This window comes from Sporosarcina sp. Y1004 (genome assembly GCF_057669665.1).
The window spans coordinates 1-16,598 of sequence record NZ_JBYHFQ010000040.1 but is presented as its reverse complement, the minus strand read 5'-3'; the positions used below and the strand labels follow the sequence as shown (position 1 = coordinate 16,598).

At 36.8% G+C, this 16,598-nt stretch carries 17 protein-coding genes and 1 pseudogene; 6 read left to right on the top strand and 12 right to left on the bottom strand.

Features of this window, described 5'->3' with window-relative positions:
* Positions 1–3: 3 nt before the first annotated feature.
* The 7 genes from AC25Y6_RS18390 to AC25Y6_RS18360 form a co-directional block, all read right to left on the bottom strand.
* The gene (locus tag AC25Y6_RS18390) at positions 4–1,293 is read right to left on the bottom strand and encodes a phenylacetate--CoA ligase family protein (protein ID WP_482101017.1); all 1,290 of its coding nucleotides are present in this window, start codon (positions 1,291–1,293) and stop codon (positions 4–6) included.
* Between the two features lie 176 nt (positions 1,294–1,469).
* Positions 1,470–1,652: a hypothetical protein gene (locus AC25Y6_RS18385; RefSeq protein WP_488144036.1), complete on the bottom strand. Its 183-nt coding sequence runs from the start codon at positions 1,650–1,652 to the stop codon at positions 1,470–1,472.
* 824 nt (positions 1,653–2,476) lie between these two features.
* Positions 2,477–3,133 carry a carboxymuconolactone decarboxylase family protein gene (locus AC25Y6_RS18380; protein ID WP_488144035.1) on the bottom strand — a complete coding sequence of 219 codons (657 nt, stop codon included), beginning with the start codon at positions 3,131–3,133 and terminating at the stop codon, positions 2,477–2,479.
* Positions 3,134–3,348: 215 nt separating this feature from the next.
* Positions 3,349–4,734 (bottom strand): LLM class flavin-dependent oxidoreductase, encoded by a 1,386-nt coding sequence (locus AC25Y6_RS18375; RefSeq protein WP_488144034.1) that lies wholly within the window; start codon positions 4,732–4,734, stop codon positions 3,349–3,351.
* Between the two features lie 619 nt (positions 4,735–5,353).
* Complete coding sequence (locus AC25Y6_RS18370; RefSeq protein WP_025783429.1) at positions 5,354–5,554, bottom strand: cold-shock protein; 201 nt, start codon at positions 5,552–5,554, stop codon at positions 5,354–5,356.
* Positions 5,555–6,708: 1,154 nt separating this feature from the next.
* The gene (locus AC25Y6_RS18365) at positions 6,709–6,966 is read right to left on the bottom strand and encodes a hypothetical protein (RefSeq protein ID WP_488144033.1); all 258 of its coding nucleotides are present in this window, start codon (positions 6,964–6,966) and stop codon (positions 6,709–6,711) included.
* Positions 6,967–7,147: 181 nt separating this feature from the next.
* Entirely contained in the window at positions 7,148–7,423 is a 276-nt protein-coding gene (locus tag AC25Y6_RS18360; protein ID WP_488144032.1) for a hypothetical protein, read from the bottom strand.
* Positions 7,424–7,790: 367 nt separating this feature from the next.
* On the opposite strand from AC25Y6_RS18360, the gene AC25Y6_RS18355 reads away from it, so the two are divergent.
* From AC25Y6_RS18355 to AC25Y6_RS18345, 3 genes are all read left to right on the top strand, one after another.
* Positions 7,791–8,603 (top strand): LysM peptidoglycan-binding domain-containing protein, encoded by an 813-nt coding sequence (locus AC25Y6_RS18355; RefSeq protein ID WP_488144031.1) that lies wholly within the window; start codon positions 7,791–7,793, stop codon positions 8,601–8,603.
* Between the two features lie 19 nt (positions 8,604–8,622).
* A complete protein-coding gene (locus tag AC25Y6_RS18350) occupies positions 8,623–8,712 on the top strand; it encodes a YjcZ family sporulation protein (RefSeq protein WP_482100975.1) in 90 nt (29 codons plus the stop codon).
* Positions 8,713–9,147: 435 nt separating this feature from the next.
* Positions 9,148–9,966 carry a mechanosensitive ion channel family protein gene (locus AC25Y6_RS18345; RefSeq protein WP_488144030.1) on the top strand — a complete coding sequence of 273 codons (819 nt, stop codon included), beginning with the start codon at positions 9,148–9,150 and terminating at the stop codon, positions 9,964–9,966.
* Between the two features lie 3 nt (positions 9,967–9,969).
* Here the strand turns inward: AC25Y6_RS18345 and AC25Y6_RS18340 are convergent, their stop codons facing one another.
* Complete coding sequence (locus tag AC25Y6_RS18340) at positions 9,970–10,128, bottom strand: hypothetical protein (protein WP_488144029.1); 159 nt, start codon at positions 10,126–10,128, stop codon at positions 9,970–9,972.
* Positions 10,129–10,574: 446 nt separating this feature from the next.
* On the opposite strand from AC25Y6_RS18340, the gene AC25Y6_RS18335 reads away from it, so the two are divergent.
* Positions 10,575–11,393, top strand: a complete 819-nt coding sequence (locus tag AC25Y6_RS18335) for a serine/threonine protein kinase (RefSeq protein WP_488144028.1) — start codon at positions 10,575–10,577, stop codon at positions 11,391–11,393.
* A gap of 1,170 nt (positions 11,394–12,563) precedes the next feature.
* On the top strand, positions 12,564–13,403 hold the full coding sequence (locus tag AC25Y6_RS18330; RefSeq protein WP_488144027.1) for a CAP domain-containing protein: 840 nt from the start codon (positions 12,564–12,566) through the stop codon (positions 13,401–13,403).
* 364 nt (positions 13,404–13,767) lie between these two features.
* On the opposite strand, the gene AC25Y6_RS18325 is transcribed toward AC25Y6_RS18330, so the two are convergent.
* Complete coding sequence (locus AC25Y6_RS18325) at positions 13,768–13,992, bottom strand: hypothetical protein (protein ID WP_488144026.1); 225 nt, start codon at positions 13,990–13,992, stop codon at positions 13,768–13,770.
* 138 nt (positions 13,993–14,130) lie between these two features.
* On the bottom strand, positions 14,131–14,421 hold the full coding sequence (locus tag AC25Y6_RS18320) for a hypothetical protein (RefSeq protein WP_488144025.1): 291 nt from the start codon (positions 14,419–14,421) through the stop codon (positions 14,131–14,133).
* A gap of 149 nt (positions 14,422–14,570) precedes the next feature.
* Between AC25Y6_RS18320 and AC25Y6_RS18315 the strand changes: the two are divergent.
* Positions 14,571–14,738, top strand: a pseudogene (locus AC25Y6_RS18315) (transposase); the annotation flags it as partial.
* Positions 14,739–15,383: 645 nt separating this feature from the next.
* On the opposite strand, the gene AC25Y6_RS18310 reads toward AC25Y6_RS18315, so the two are convergent.
* Positions 15,384–15,809, bottom strand: coding sequence for an SRPBCC family protein (locus AC25Y6_RS18310; protein ID WP_488144024.1), 426 nt, complete (start codon positions 15,807–15,809; stop codon positions 15,384–15,386).
* A gap of 124 nt (positions 15,810–15,933) precedes the next feature.
* Positions 15,934–16,488: a hypothetical protein gene (locus tag AC25Y6_RS18305; protein ID WP_488144023.1), complete on the bottom strand. Its 555-nt coding sequence runs from the start codon at positions 16,486–16,488 to the stop codon at positions 15,934–15,936.
* Positions 16,489–16,598: the final 110 nt, after the last annotated feature.

Below are 16,598 nucleotides of genomic sequence, written 5' to 3'. Positions count from 1 at the left end.
TAATTAAACACTAACTAGGCATTTCTCCCGTTTATCGACAACTCTGATAGCCTTTCCTTCCGAACGTGGAATCGTTTTTGGTGGATTCACAACAATATCTACGGATATGAGACATGTATTTTTCATCTGGTGTTGAATTTTTCTCTTTAATAAAGTAATTCTTTCGTGTTTTAAATCTTCACCAATTTCATTATAAAGAGATGTATCACACTCAACATGTAGTACTACAGCATCCATAGCACCTTTACGGACTAAATGGATTTGATACACTGGCGTGAGTTCACTAACTTGGAGAAGTTCCCTTTCCATTTCCGATGGGAAAACGTTTACACCGCGAATAATCATCATATCGTCCGTCCGCCCTTTGACACGTGACATTCTCGTCGTAGTTCTTCCACATTTACATTTCTCACGAGTGATGGAAGCAATATCTCCCGTACGGTAGCGGATAATTGGCAGCGCTTCCTTTTGAAGACTAGTAAAGACAAGCTCCCCACTTTCTCCATCCGCAACAGGTTGAAGCGTATCTACATCAATTACTTCTACATAGAAATGATCCTCTGCTATATGAAGACCGTCCTGCTCTTCATGACACTCAATTGCTACGCCAGGTCCCATAATTTCACTTAAACCATATATATCTACTGCTTTAAAGTTTAGTTTTTTCTCGAGAGTAGCACGCATTTCTTCCGACCATGCTTCTGCTCCGAGAATGCCATATTCAAGATTGGTCTCACGTGGGTCAATCCCCATATCCTCCATTTTTTCAACGATGCTCAGAATGTATGAAGGCGTTCCACAAATACCTCTTGGCTTCAGATCATTAATTAGTGTAATTTGGCGTTCTGTATTTCCACCGGAAATTGGAACTGTCGCAACGCCAAGTTCATCTGCACCTTGGTGAAGTCCCAGACCACCCGTAAATAATCCATAACCATATGCGTTATGAAATACATCCGATTTCCTTCCACCAGCCGTAACGATTGCTCTTGCAACAATAGTTCCCCAATTTTTTAAATCCTTTTCGGTATAACCAACGATTGTCGGTTTGCCACTTGTCCCGGATGAACCATGAATCCGATTAATATTTTCTATTGGCTCAGCGAATAAACCATAAGGATATGTATCCCGAAAATCTTTCTTGACCGTAAATGGAAGTTTTACAATGTCATCAATAGTTTGAATATCCTCGGGTTTTACACCCAGCTCATCAAACTTCTTTTTGTAAAAATCAACATTACCATATACCTTTTTCACTGTCTCTTTAAGACCAGTTAACTGCCACTCTTCCATTTGTACGCGTGAGGCTGTTTCAATTTCCGGATTATACAAAATACTTCCCCCTTTTAGATAATTAACATTTCTAGGTCATTCCAATATAACTAAAAATAAACGCTTAGTTGAAATTCTGTAATGCAATAATAGATTAATACAAAGTTCAGACAATGTCAATTTAAATTTCTGAACATTCACAAACCGAATTTCTTTCTTACCGAAAAAAAGAATGGTACAAGATTCCAAATCAAATCAAAATCGCCTACAACTATAAGGAAATTTAATATAGATTGTTTTGTATTTTTAAAATTAAATGGTTTTTTGATACCAGCTAAAGCGCAAATTATTAATACTAATATGGTTTCATCAATCATCATTTCAAGAATAAAAGAGAGAAACGAGATTTATTTAAACTAATCAATTCTGTCCAATTGCCCTTGCCTTTATCACTAATCGATGTTGCTATGGTACAGATATATTCAACAAAACAGCGGGGAAAAAAAGTGATTTGTAGACAAGGCTAATGATTTTTTCATACATTTTGGGCGTAAGTAGTAATGTGCGAGGCATTAGAAACTTTTTATAAGGATTTCCGTGGAAAGGCAAATGGGGTTTATTTTTAATATCAAGTATCAACAACGGATTATAATCGAAAACTTAAGCGTATTTGACTTTGAATTACGTGACGCGGATTGACATTTGAACACAACGACCGTAAGCATAAAATAGGTTCTTTCAATTAGTGATATAATTATCAATATACTCTGTTATATTATAAAAAAGTAATATATAAGGTATTTATTTATGGCTGAATTCACCAAATTACTTAACGAATACTTGATTTGTACGGTTGCGGACATATCTTCAGTTTCCAGTTATTTTGTTACATCTCCCCGATATGAATCATTGTTTCATTATACTAAAATGTTAGGGTACAAAAAATGGGTTTCGCACCAATGACTGAAACCCTAATCTCTCGAAATCCCAGTTATGTCTTCGGTTTGCGACTGATTTAATGTTGTAGCAGGAGAACTTGTAAATTTGTGAAATATACACATGCGAAAAAAAAATGGCAATTGCTGGTCTTTGCAAATCAATAATTTTTTTTAGTGTAAATACAAAAACAGGTCACTTAGTGTGACCTGCTTTTGCCGTTCAATAAAGCAATGAAACACTAAGAACCTTGATTTTATATCTATATTTATGAATCAAATGCATTTAATGCGTTTACACTATGAGCCAAGGCTGAACCCGCTTTTAATGCAGTTGCCACCATAATCGATTCTGCTATTTCTTCCATAGTTGCGTCAGCACCCTTTGCCCCCTTCGTATGAATGTCAATACAGTACGGGCATCCCGTTGTATGGGCAACAGCAACAGCTATCAATTCTTTCTCTTTTACACTTAATAAACTTTCTTTCATTGTTTTAGTATCAAAATCAAGAAATGACTTAAATATATCTCCATTTAGCTTTGAGAATTCTTTTAATCTATTAAAATATGACGCTTTATATAATTCATCGTCTTCATTTTGGTCGTATGCGTTTAATGCATTCACTCCATGTGCAAGAGCAGAGCCTGCCTTTAGGGCCGTTGCGACCATGATGGCTTCAGACATTTCTTCTTTGGTAACATCTACTGATTTTGCTACTTTCACATGAACCTCAATACAATATGGGCAACCTGTTGTATGGGCTACAGCAATGGCAATTAATTCTTTTAACTTTTTCGTGAGCTTTCCCTCTGATAGTGCAAGTTTGTCGAACTGTACAAAAGCTTTGAAAGTATCTGGTACAAGATCACTTAATTCTCCAAGACGGTTAAAATACGATTTTCTATACAATTCTTCTCTGCTCAAAATTTCTTCCCCCTAATTAATATCTTATATTGTTTGTTTTTTCGACATTTTTCTCTAGCTTCGAAATGGTGTAATCCTTTTCTCACAATCTTTTTAGCGCTAATAGATTCAATCACTTTTGGCCTCATGACCTTTTTGGAAATCTGGTTTTATAAAACCAGTATTATGTTCATTTATATACATTAGGAATTCTTTCGAATACCCTCAACATCTTTTCATTGATCAACTGGTTGCAGCTTACGTGAAAAGCGTTTTCCCGCGTGATGTTCTGGTAGCTGGTCACCGGCTTCGAATAGATTCGCCCGCATAGTCGTCGCTTCAGACTGCTTCCGTACGAGTCCCCTTTCTTGCAAAACAGGCACGACTAGTTCGGCGAAATCTTTGAATGATCCAGGTTTGACCGCATACGTAATATTGAACCCATCCACATCCGCCTCATTTACCCAACGTTCCATTTCGTCTGCTATTTTTTCAGGTGTCCCGACTACAACAGGACCGATTCCGCCAATTCCTACAAATTCCGCGATTTCTTTGATTGACCACTTTTTATCCGGGTCCACCTTCGTGAAGATTTCAACCCTTGAACGCATAGAGTCATTTTCGACAAATTGCAAGTCCTCATCCAAATCATATTCTGACAAATCAATTCCAGTCCATCCGCTGAACAGACTCATTGCACCTTCAAGGCTTATATATTCCTTGTAATCATTGTACTTTTCTTCCGCCTCTTCTTGTGTCCGTCCAACAATCGGTGTGAACAGGCTGAAGATTTTTATTTCACCCCTCTTTCTTCCATATGTTTCGGCTTGGCTTCGGATTTTTTCTACGTATTTTTTGGCAATGTCAGCTGTTGGCATGGAAATATAAATACCTTCCGCATGTTCAGCCGCAAAAGCAGCCCCTCTTGGTGATAATCCCGCTTGAAAAATGACTGGTGTGCGCTGTGGAGACGGTTCGCAAAGGTGTGCACCTGGAACAGAGAAGTGCTTCCCTTGATGGTTGATGTCATGCACTTTTTCCGGATCAATATACACTTTACGTTTCGGGTCTCTCACAACAGCATCCTCTTCCCAGCTCTGTTCCCATAATTTATAACACACCTCCAAATATTCTTCGGCAATGTCATACCGCGCACTATGATCGATTTGTTTATCGAGCCCCATGTTTAAAGCGGCGCTCTTCAAGTAAGACGTGACAATATTCCAACCAACCCTTCCTTTTGTCAAATGGTCCAATGTCGACATGCGGCGCGCAAATGTGTAGGGATGTTCATGTGTAACGGAAGCCGTCACGCCAAATCCAAGATTTTTTGTCACCGCCGCCATTGCTGGCACAACCAAGAGTGGATCATTGACAGGTGATTGCACTGCTTGGCGCAGTGAAGCATCCCTTGTACCTTCGTACACATCGTAAGGACCTAAAACGTCTGCTAAAAAGATTGAGTCAAATTGTGCAGCTTCCAATAGTTTCGCAAGCTCTATCCAATAGTCGATGTCTGTATATCGATGAGCTTCACTATCAGGATGCGACCATAATCCAGGCGATTGATTGCTCGGGCAGTTCATTTCAAAAGCGTTTAATAGAATTCGTTTTTTTGTCATTTCATATTCCTCCTAAGTGATATTGAACCAAATGTAGACCAAAATAAAAAGCTCTCTTTTAAGAATAAAATTCTTAAATCGAGAGCCGCTAGTTGTCTAGTAGGCTTACAAATTCATTTATTGCCTCGTTTGAATTCGCTAGAAATCAGATTATATGACTTCTTCTATCAACGACCATTAGCACATAAAAAACAGGTATCGACTGTAATATAAACACCTCTGTTCACGGTGAAGTTACCTAATATTTGGTCTGTTATCGATTCTCAACTAAACTGTACCCTTTGGTAATAGCCTTGAAATAAGTATTTCCAAATTACCAAAACTTTAATAAATCTATTCTGATACTTGTAAACTGTATATTAGATACTAATTAACTTTACTAAAAGAGTCAAGGGTTATGATGTAATATTTTGAATTTTATAATCAATTTAACTTCACTTACATACTCACTACAAACTGTTCCCATCTATTTTCTGAAAGAAATAATTTTTTTAAAAATTACACTAAAAATATGCACAGATTATCGTTATCGGTTAAAGTGACACAGATTACTATTAATATAAACTATTTTAAGCAAATAAAAAAAGACCCTACAAGTAGGGTCTTTTTATAGCTGTTATTAAGCTTTTTGAACGTTTGTAGCTTGTAGGCCACGTTGTCCTTGTTCAATTTCAAATGTTACACTTTGACCTTCGTCTAAAGATTTGAAACCTTCGCTTTGAATTGCTGAGAAATGTACGAATACGTCCTCTCCTGCTTCACGCTCGATGAATCCAAAACCTTTTTCTGCATTAAACCATTTAACTGTACCTTGTTCCATAATTGTTGCCTCCTAGTGCGGATATCCACACAATATGTTACTACCCTTGTTCAAATACCTTAGACGAAAAACAAAATTCTCAATCTGAAAAAGAACAAAAATAACTCTTAATAAGAATAACACATATACGATAAAATAGATAGCAATATCATTTGTTTCAGCATCCTTCTTCACCTTTTTATATACTTTCACGTTGTTAGAGTGCTAAAAGTCTACTTTCAACCAAGCAGTTTTAATGCACTAACCCAAGAATGATAATTGTCTTCATCAAGTTGAACTTCATTAAGCAATTTAGACGGGTTACGTTTACTTCTTCTGAATCGACGAGAGTGTCGAGATTTTTTTCATTCCATGTAGTAAGACCTCTTGTGAAATTACTATCCAAACGAGGTTGTTACACTTCACTTCCTACATTTGTATCTAGCAACCCTTCCGCTCCCTTAACTGTAGGCGTTGAAAGTTCTCCGAGGTGCGTTTTACTTCTGCGTTATCTTTATTGACTAAGAGCCATGCTTTGATTGCTTCTGAGTTCTTTGTTATTCATCCTTGCGCCCTTATAGTTCACGCCTATAAGGGCACAATAAATAAGCTTCTTTTAGGTCTATGCTCAAAGACCGGTTGCATAACGGAGCAACGAACCGAGATAGCGGATCACTTCCTCCCTAAAATATAATTGCGTTTAACAATATATCCGTGAAGCAAAATGACCCACCTCCTTTACCGTAATTTCAACCACAGTACAATATCACTATACACGAGTCGAACAGGACTACTCTACAATAATCACTTTTATCATTCTATTTTCCTTAAGCCCATTCCTCATAACTCACATACGGAATCACACAATTAGGCGGCGTAATCTCCTTCTGTGCCTTCTTCAATGCCTGTACATAAGTCATATAATCCTCACCCACATAATGATCAAGCTTATCCGCTAGTTTCTCGGAAAAATTTTATACAATTTGCGAGGATGGAGCAAGTCTTTCCGCAATTGCTAGACTCCAAGTGTTTGAAAGGTTAATACAACATATGGGTAACCTGCTTGTTTTCTTTTAGCTATTTATCTCCTATGTTAATTAGTCTTGTTAACCCATTCATTCAACCATTCAATTTCCCATTGCTGTTAACTCTGTTCGTCCTTTTATCTCTTTCTGCTAAATTGCGCCAATTTTCTTCTGATTCATTGGAATCTCAAGCAATTCTTCTAATGCCATATAGAGACACCGATATCCGATTTTCCCTCTAAAGGCATCATAAGCACATTTGAGTACAAGGTAGTCTTGATAGTCATTTTCATCGCGGATGGCATGGATATCTATTTTTTCCGATAATGCATAATAACCACTTCGATGTACTTTTGCGACTTCGCATAGATGGGTCGTTAACCTCTTTACTTGAAACTTACGAATCACTTCGTTAATCACCTGATATTTCTCTGCTGATGTTAGAGTTATTTCTCGGCTGACTCTCTAATTCCTCGAGCTTTTTTAACAATTCGACCTCAGCTTCAAGATATTTAATCCGCGCTTCAGCTTTATTAAGTTTCTTCTCAGGATATTACTCTTTAGTGGATGGGCGACCAGTACTTCCTTTTCAGCGCCGTTCCTCAAAGTACCCATCTTCTCCGTGAAGCTGATATGAATATCTCCAACGACTAAGTGAACTATTAGCTTTCTCGGTGCCAATCATTTCTAAGTCAAATCCAAGTTCAGTAAAAAATTGAGACGGGCCTTTACCGTTCTGATTCTCTACGACGGCTAATACTTTAAATTTAGGTTTATATTGGATAGAACGTTCTGAGGCTGAGTTCACATCAGGATTTGTTTCTAATAATCTACGTTGAAGTTCATTGAAAAGTATTTTTCTCATTTTAAACACTCCTATCAGGCCAGTTATCTTCAGTTTACATAGACTTTAAGACAGAAAAAACTCAAAATGGGATCGCTTTTTTAAAAGTGTCTACCATTTGGGGTTCAGTTCAGAACGGTAACAATGTGATTTGTTTCGTGATAAAAATGACTTTTGACAAGAGGGTGAAAATCATCCCACGTGACAACTCCTTAGAATCCTTCTGCTATCGCTCCAGTCAGACATGCACCCTTGACACTTCCCGTTTATAATTCTGTTGATAATTCCATGAATGACTCAATATGATTGTCCCCATCCTCTTTGTTTTACAAGAATATCTTAATAGTAAGATTGTCTTGTTTGAGTACAGACACTTTTAAAAATTAAAATGGAGGTGATGATATTGTCAATAGTTTTTAATAAAACTTATATTTACACAGTAAGTAAGAGCGATACATTATATTCAATAGCTCGTAGATTTGGAAGTTTTGTTGAAGCAATAGGAAGAGCGAATCATTTATTTCAGCCGGTAACTGATCCTGGTCATATTTATCCTGGAGATGTACTTGTCGTTCCAGTTCTTTCGAAAACTGATAAAATAACTTATATTGTTAAATCCGGAGATACAGTTAGTAAGATTGCTTCTAGGTTTGATGCATTTAGTGATTTAGTTTCTGGTATTAATGATATAGTAAACCCCAACATTATTTTCCCTAGTCAACCATTAACAGTACCTGTATTTATATACGAAATACGATCAGGTGATACACTTTCATCGATTTCGAATAGATTTGGAATTTCCCTTTCAAGCATAACAATGGCAAACCAAAATCGACCAGGTTACCAAGGAAATCTGATTTGGCCAGAATATGAGCTAATTCTGCCTTTACCAGCCTCTCAAAACATTGTCGTATGGACTCCACTTCCGGGAACAATAGTGGTTAATGGACAAAGAATAGAGGGTCAGGCAAGAGCGTTTGAAGCAAATGTTTTATATCAATTAAGAGACGCTAACGGAATTATTGTTTCTAAAGAACGTTCTACAATGGCTGACAAAGGAGCTCCTGAGTACGGAAATTTCACAAGTACTCTGCCATTCGACAGAACCCCTACATCAAATACTGGTGAACTTTGGGTTTACACAAGAAGTGCTAAAGATGGTAGTATCCAAGACTTGGTAAAGACAAAAGTCTATTTTTAAGAAAGTTTACCTTGTATTAATGCATAATTATGATGGGCGAGAGGGATTCGCGTTGACTGTTGTATTGTTTATCCTTTTGATCATCATTGGTGCTGCATGGGTAAACTAAAATAAAAGGCGAAGAAGCTGGATTGTAAATCAGCTTCTTTCCTTTGTATATTTACTTCAATTTTGGATGAGTATTTCACCATGAATTTCTAACCCCATCACATATTCTTTTTATTATTTCCGACAATATTGTATAAAAAATAAAGAATTGTACATACCATTCCTGATTCATAAATTTTAGCTATTCTGTAAGAATGAAAAGGGAATTAATCTTGCCCAGGTTCAATTCCCTCATGGACCTTTATCTCTATATCTTTTAATAACCATTTATCAACGAAAAACACATTCTGGTAATATAATCGTTCCTCAAGAAGCCAGTAAACTGCTTATTTTTTTAATGTAACCATGCTATCGTAAAGGGTTGTTGCGAAAGGATGTTTTTTCTTCTTATCTGCATTCCTTTGGTATAGTGTAAAAAAAAGTGGGAGTTGATTGGATGTTTTTCTTGGAACTGTTCCGGCAGTCGCCCGTAAAAATAGTAACGGTGGCACTGCTGATTCTACTCACGGTTTATTTGTTCCGCAAATCCATCAAGCTTTTCTTTGACAAAACGAGCATCTTGGATGAAAAGCGGGAAGAGACATTAATTCATTTCGCCAACCAGGTGACAAAGGCATTGGGACTGGTCATCTTCTTTATTTATGTACTTAGCTATTTCTACGACCTAACAAAGCTTGTCACTGGTTCGGTCGTGGTCGTAGGTGCCTTGGCATTGATTCTTCAGCATATCATCCGCGATTACATTATGGGGCTGACCTACTTGTTTGAGCGCCAGATCCATCACGGGGATTATGTGATCATCAATGGAAACCGTCAGGGGAAAATCGAGGATATTAGCATGCGCCACCTGAAAATCCGCCAGCATGACGGATACCTCTATACGGTCTCCTATAGCAGCATCATGGAACTTCAGAACGGGACCCGGGGAATGCGCCGGGTAACCGAAAGCCTTGTCCTCAACTATACGCAAAATCCTGACGTTGCTTTCAAAGTGATGGAGGAAATGGCACAAACATGCAACGAGAAATATGGTGAATACCTGTTGAAGGATGAGAACGGCGTTCCCGTGGAGAGTTTCAAATTCAACCAAATCACCGAACTGAACGTGGATTTCAGGGGTCACCGGTATTCATTATCAGGTCTTGTGAAGGAAGCGGATTTCGTGAATGCGGGCAAAAAAGTAAGGTATGAACTGGCGATGGCTGCCTACAAGAACGACTTGTTGATGGCAGATAGCCTCAACACAAGCCAATAAAAATCATAAAAAGCTAGGGTTCATATCTCTTGCTTTTTTTGTTGTTTTCATGAATACAACAAGTGAAGGCATCGAAGTCGAGTTCAGCTGGTTCGTCACCCTACCGTTGTGCTCCATATATAAAACTTGTTGGTTAACTTCCAAATACGCACTTCCATCCATACATTGTTATTTCTAGCCAGAACTACAAAAAGGCTAATTAAAATTGCTGACACCATCCTGGAAACAGAAGAGGAATTTGAACGGTAAACCATTCGTGGGCGAACAATTGTTGGATGACACAGCTAGAGCAAAATGCCGTAAAACTGGTAGACCTAAGATTAATCAGATAAAATTAAATTAGGCTATCGCCATGGATTCTTGAAGAATGACAGTTAAAGAAGCTCCCCAGATTTCGTCTGTTTCAATCCATTAAGCTTTTTATAATGTAACCTCTTTATTAACGGCCGTACTCTTTTATACTTCATACTCAATTAATTTTTGCTGGACTTTGTGAGCTTAACGAGTACATAAAGTTTCTAAAAACAATCTAAGGTTCGATAACTATGGAATTTTTAAGTTTTGTGTAGGATCCTTAGGTAAAAGAAGGGGTGAGGGAAGTTTCAATTTTGCGTTCAATTAAAATAATTTATCAATTTTTTGTTGATATACCTATAAAAGTAGGGACGGTGTTGAACGGACGCTACGAGGTTTTGAATGTTATAGGGACTGGAAGCTATGGCATTGTTTATCTTTGTAATGATTTGAAGTCACAAGAAAACAGAGTGGTTAAACAGCTTCGTCCAAGTAAAAGTCGTAACAAAAAAGAAGTTATGCTATTTAAAAGTGAAACCTCTGTGTTGCGTTCACTGAACCATAGAAATATGCCAATATTATATGAAGCTTTTTCAAATAACGGATACTTTTTTTATGTGATGAGTCTTATTGAAGGAGAGAATTTGGAAGACCATATTTTTTATAATAAGAAAACTTTTAATGAGAAAGAGTCTTTATTAATTCTTGGTCAAATGCTCGAATTAGTCAATTATCTTCACACAGAAAATATTTACCATCAAGATTTACGTATTCCAAACATTTTATTGAAAAATAATGAGCCATTTTTGATTGATTTTGGTTTATCTAAGCAAAGAGTCTCGGTTGACCCATTGCAATTACCATCTGGTTCTTTACATAACAAACAGAAAGATATCCTAGAAATGAAACAACAGGACTACTATGATTTAGGTGAAATACTTTTATATTTGCTTTATACGACGTACTCTTTCAAAAATAAAAAAGCTCTTCCATGGACAGAAGAGCTTTCTTTAGAAAAGGGAACCATATATTTGCTGAAAAGACTATTACAAATTAAAGAACCTTATCCAACTATTAGTGAAATTTCAACCGATCTTCATGCTGCAATTAAAGCTGTACAAAAAGTACATTAGCCCTAGTTAGGAAGGTTAGCTGCTGCTCCGCCCCTTCCGTTTGTAGCGGTTACTTCCGCTCATTGGAGATCGATTATAGTTTCGATTGCTGCTACTGCCCCGGCGATAATGATTTCCTCGTTCACTGCTACTCCCACGACGATATTGACCACGTCTTCGTTCGCTGCTTCCTTGGGACAGTTGCTTGATTTGCTTCATTATTTTTTTAAACATTTTCTTCCTCTTTTCATCATTTTTTTGGAGATTGTTGTTTGATGTTTTTTGTTTTTTGTTTGTTGTTTACTATAGCATTGAGTAAGAACAAAACTAAAATAATTTGTACTCAGCTAAGCTAAGACTAACTATTTTATGTCAAAAGATCTGGTGATTTTTTATCTCTACTCTCCACACTTTAGTGAGCTTGGTTTTATAATGGTAGATATATTTTATGTCAAAACCCGAACGGAAAATCCTGATTGTTCCTTCTACCCAACCAGCTAGGCAATTTTAAGATTATTCACCTTCTTTCTGCCCTGATTTAAACCAATCATTTACGACGTTGTAGCAATGCGCACGCATACAATCCTATTTGATGGTTATCACGAACATCGGGGCTGAATCTGCATCAGAATGTGGAAGTTGAAAATGAACCTCCGTATCACCCACGTTTTCATTAATCGATGCATGACTAACTCTGATATTTCATCCATAGTCACTACTGGATGAAACTCAGCCTCAATCATCCCATTTAAAAAGGCTTCGGAATGAGACACCCCATTAATTTTATCCTCGACTACTTTATGAACCCCTTTACACAAAGCAAAAGGGTATTTTGCTGAAGTAACAGCGTATTTTATATCATTCATCGAATTCATACTGAACAATTCCTTTCCGATTATAAAAACCCTTTTTTATTTCAATGTGCGTATGGAATGGTCAATTGGTTGTCTGAATCCGTCAAGATGGAAGCCCGTCTAGTGATTATAGATGAAGGCATGAAATCGTTAATTTAGGAGGTCGTCAACCCCTATTAAGATGAAAAATAAAGATAGTTGACCAGACTTATCCATTTCCATAGAATATGAGACCTTTGCAAGAGTATTCATTTTAGAATTGGATAGACTGGAAAAAAAACCCGATATTCTAACTCTCCCACGCGTTATGATAGATTGCGAAGGGAGGAGTAATGAGATGAAAAAATCGATTGCAGTACTCATGCTCGGTTCGGCGCTCATACTGCCGAACAACAATAGTGTAGAAGCTTCAAATTTGGACAATAATGTACAGGTGCAAAAAGCACAGCAGTACATTCAAAGCTACATAGGTGGGGACAAACAACCCTATATGGACAACACTTTACTCAAAAAAACGATTAATTTTGATCGACTTTATAGTTTAGCGAAATCTTATGCAAATAATACAGAGGTTGCTGTACCAACCCAGAACCAACAGCAAACTAAACCAGTTACGGTTAAGCCAGAAGCGAAACCAGTGAAGGAGCCTGTTACAGCTAAGCCGGTAGAAAAACCAGCTCCGACTAAGCAGCCGGCAGCGACACCAACACCGGAAGCAACTCCACCGGCTAAGACAGCACCGCAAAAACCGGCAGAAGTAGCGCCAGTAAAACCTGCAGAAACAACATCTGATGCATCTGTTTCTGAAATTGAAAAAGCTGTACTTGACCTAACAAATGTTGAAAGGCAAAAAGCAGGTCTTAAACCATTACAAACAGATGCTAAATTGATGAACTCTGCAAGACAAAAATCAACAGATATGGCATCAAAAGGATACTTTTCACATACAAGCCCGACTTACGGATCACCGTTCGATCAAATGAAAGCTAATGGTGTAACGTATAAATCGGCTGCTGAAAATATTGCGATGGGCCAACGTACAGCCGAAGAAGTCGTAAAAGGATGGATGGAATCACCAGGGCATAGACAAAATATCTTAACGGCTGATTTCACTCACATCGGTATCGGTTATGACAAAAACGGAAACTACTGGACGCAGCAATTTATCCAGAAATAATATGATTGAAGAGTCGTCCTTTGCACCGGAATCGTTCCGGTACAGAGGATGACTTTTTTTGATATATTTCCAGTTTTTGCTAACCATTGTTAAGTGAATCAATTTCATAATGTGTACTTTTAAAAAATCATAAAGAAACAGAATTTGAAATGATTTTAAAAAATTTAATAAAATTTCCGATTACTCTATTGTGGTTAGTTGAAGCTGGGTGAGTCGATCAACTGCAAGTTTACTAGCTTTGTACGCAATATGAACCAAGTCGATATGAACTTTGGCTTTCTCACCTGTACAATGATAAATCCGATCTAGTAGAAAATGAGTTGGGCATTTACACGTTCAACGGAACTTCCTTATAGATTCCATCTCATTTCATCGCCCCTCTTGCAGGTGCAGTGCAGAAGGTATTAAGCGTGAATCGCATATTCTTTTTGAAGGTTTGGGTATCCATCATCCTCAACAGGAGGTGGGATGTTTCAAGGACGACAAAACCCAGCTCGATTAGTTCGGTTGAATTTTGTTTTGCTACATGTGCTTCGACTTCAGGGTAGATATACAGCTTATTTCTAAAGATTTTAGTTTTGAAAAACACTATGCGGTTTCCCCCTTCCGTAAAAAGACAATAAAAATAACACGTTTCATTCAATGGCTGAATGAAACGTGTTTTGTGTCAAATAGATTATTTAAAATCTTACCCTTGTTCAAGTAATGCACCCGTTAGCTCGAGAAGTTACCAAAGATTATTTGTCTGTTTTTGTAACACCATTTCTAATTTTTTTCTATACTTATTCTGATAGGAATTTCTCCACATTTTTTCAATATTTATTTTACCAATGATGTGTCGCACTTTGTCATTTTCGTTGATTAACTTATTGCATTGGACATTCTCAATATATGCTTGAAACCATTTGTATTGTTTAAGAAACTCAATGTTCTTGTTAATTTCTTCTTTTGTAACATCTTTCATAGAAGAAAAAATAAGTGTTCCAATTGAACCTATCAGTTCGAGTAAAATTCCCAATAAATCTCCCCCCTTTGTTAATAAACACCTTTAGGTTACCAATTCGCACTTATAAACTAACCTGCCCTGTTACCCATACATGTAGCGCAAATTCAGCGCTACACCACAGAGGATGAAAATGTGTACAGAACGGGTATTGGATACCACGGTTGGATTCTATTCCTAGCGTTGCCACTCGTATGGCTGAACAAATCCTAGCTGAAGTCGGAACCGATGTCGGGAATCAATTTCCAAGCTCTTCCCATCTATGTTCCTGGGCAGGATTGGTCCCTGGTCATAATGAAAGAGCTGGCAAAAGGAAATCCACGAATATGAAAAGTATTCTGAACCAATAACTAGTCGCTGCACTTTTTTCAAAAAAAATGAGCTACGTTTCTTTTAGTGTTGCCATTTTCGCGAAGTTTGGCGTTTAATTTTCATGGGAGTTCAATAAGAAAAAGCTACCCTTACAGGCACTTACTTGTTTAACTAAAGCAGCCGTTGGATGAATATTCGAATATCTAAACTTTTAACTATCATTGTATCTCAATTGGAAAAACTACGCTTTAACTTATTTGTACTAGTTCCTTAGGTTCTACGATGTCCAAGTAATTTTTGATAAAACTGATTGTTTTGTTGTCCTTTTTTCGTAATCATCGAAATATGGTAGTGTCCTGCTATCTTGTTCATATTGGTTCCTCCCTTTAGGCAAAAAAAAGAGGTATTAAGCCTCTTTGTTCTCATTCATTAGTTCTACATCGCTACGTTGTTCTATTGTTTGTTTTGATGAAACTATTTCCATTGATTGATTTTTGATTCTTTGTTGTGCAATCTCTAACAACACAGCATCAATTAAAAGTCCTATCGCTAAAACGAAGAAAGCTGTTGGATGCGTACCATTGATTATTTAATTATAAGCATCTCCGCCTACCCAAGTATTAACAGGTTCATGTAAATAAAAATCCTCTTGGCTACCCTTGTTTTTATTGTTGCTCTGCATACTTTTTAAAATTATTTAATATTGACTGCCAACCTTCCTGTTGCATCTCGATTGGATTTTCTGTCTCTGGATCAAATACTTGTATGATTTTCGTGTCGTTTTCTTCTTGAAGAAAAGTTATTTCAACTTTTCTTCCATCCCCTAAAGTATAAGAAATGAACTCATTTAATTTCACTTCATCATATACTCCACCAAAATCAAACCCAAAGCTTCCATCTCTCGCTTCCATTCTGGAGGAAAATTTTCCACCTACTCTTAAATCATTTTCAGAAAATGGAGTGTGCCAATCATCTGAAGCACTATTCCATTTTGTTATATGATTAGGCTCTGTCCAATATTTCCATACATTTTCAACTGGTGCATGAACTGTTGTTTCAATAGTAATTTCCGAATTATTTTCTTTCGTCATTTTTTTTACACCTTTCTTTATAAGTTTTTTTGTATTTATGGTCACATAGTAACATAATATAGCAATATAGACCATAATGATGGTCTTGTTTAACTAAACCACCCGTTAGCTGAATAAGGATTATTTAGAAATCAATAGAATTTGCTATCTGAACGAGTATTTCGGGTGTTACTTTATCAGATACATCTGCATCAACACTAAACATATATTGCCAATTATCTCTTTCGAAGATTAACAAATTTAAACCAAATTTCAGGTCATCAATATATATTGCATTAGTTCCATTTTTTAACTTCAAGACTTTTGATTTATATTTTTCAAATGTGATTTTATGCTGAATAGGTCGAACATCTATTTTGAAATGATTATCAGGTAATTGATCACTTATAAATTTAACTTCCAAGGTATCGTTTATCTCGCCATCTAGATTACTAAACCTACCAAAGTAATGAGTAAAGCTAATTGGTGGTACTCTTGTAGGTAACTCAAGTTCTTGGTTAAAATGATGTTCAAAATCGTCTAAAGCATCAGCTACCGATTTGTACCCTACTTCTGCAAATTTTCCCTCAAAAGAAGGAGGAGTATCTGTCGGTTTTGCATTAACTGTCCCATAATACAACCCACAAATTAGTATACTAAATAAAACCAATAGAAGAGGTTTACTTTTATCCAAATTCATCACCCTAAATTATATTTAGGTTTAGTTTACCCTGTTCAGTTACAATCATTCCTTGTTCGACTAAACTCCCTCTATAAACATTGATGTATCAACGGCTTACACTACTTCAT

Coding starts and splice junctions, on each gene's coding strand:
- AC25Y6_RS18390 (WP_482101017.1), bottom strand. CDS start 1,293: ATGGAAGAGTGGCAGTTAACTGGTCTTAAAGAGACAGTGAAAAAGGTA.
- AC25Y6_RS18385 (WP_488144036.1), bottom strand. CDS start 1,652: ATGATGATTGATGAAACCATATTAGTATTAATAATTTGCGCTTTAGCT.
- AC25Y6_RS18375 (WP_488144034.1), bottom strand. CDS start 4,734: ATGACAAAAAAACGAATTCTATTAAACGCTTTTGAAATGAACTGCCCG.
- AC25Y6_RS18370 (WP_025783429.1), bottom strand. CDS start 5,554: ATGGAACAAGGTACAGTTAAATGGTTTAATGCAGAAAAAGGTTTTGGA.
- AC25Y6_RS18360 (WP_488144032.1), bottom strand. CDS start 7,423: ATGAGAAAAATACTTTTCAATGAACTTCAACGTAGATTATTAGAAACA.
- AC25Y6_RS18355 (WP_488144031.1), top strand. CDS start 7,791: ATGGAGGTGATGATATTGTCAATAGTTTTTAATAAAACTTATATTTAC.
- AC25Y6_RS18350 (WP_482100975.1), top strand. CDS start 8,623: ATGCATAATTATGATGGGCGAGAGGGATTCGCGTTGACTGTTGTATTG.
- AC25Y6_RS18345 (WP_488144030.1), top strand. CDS start 9,148: ATGTTTTTCTTGGAACTGTTCCGGCAGTCGCCCGTAAAAATAGTAACG.
- AC25Y6_RS18340 (WP_488144029.1), bottom strand. CDS start 10,128: ATGGATGGAAGTGCGTATTTGGAAGTTAACCAACAAGTTTTATATATG.
- AC25Y6_RS18330 (WP_488144027.1), top strand. CDS start 12,564: ATGAAAAAATCGATTGCAGTACTCATGCTCGGTTCGGCGCTCATACTG.
- AC25Y6_RS18310 (WP_488144024.1), bottom strand. CDS start 15,809: ATGACGAAAGAAAATAATTCGGAAATTACTATTGAAACAACAGTTCAT.
- AC25Y6_RS18305 (WP_488144023.1), bottom strand. CDS start 16,488: ATGAATTTGGATAAAAGTAAACCTCTTCTATTGGTTTTATTTAGTATA.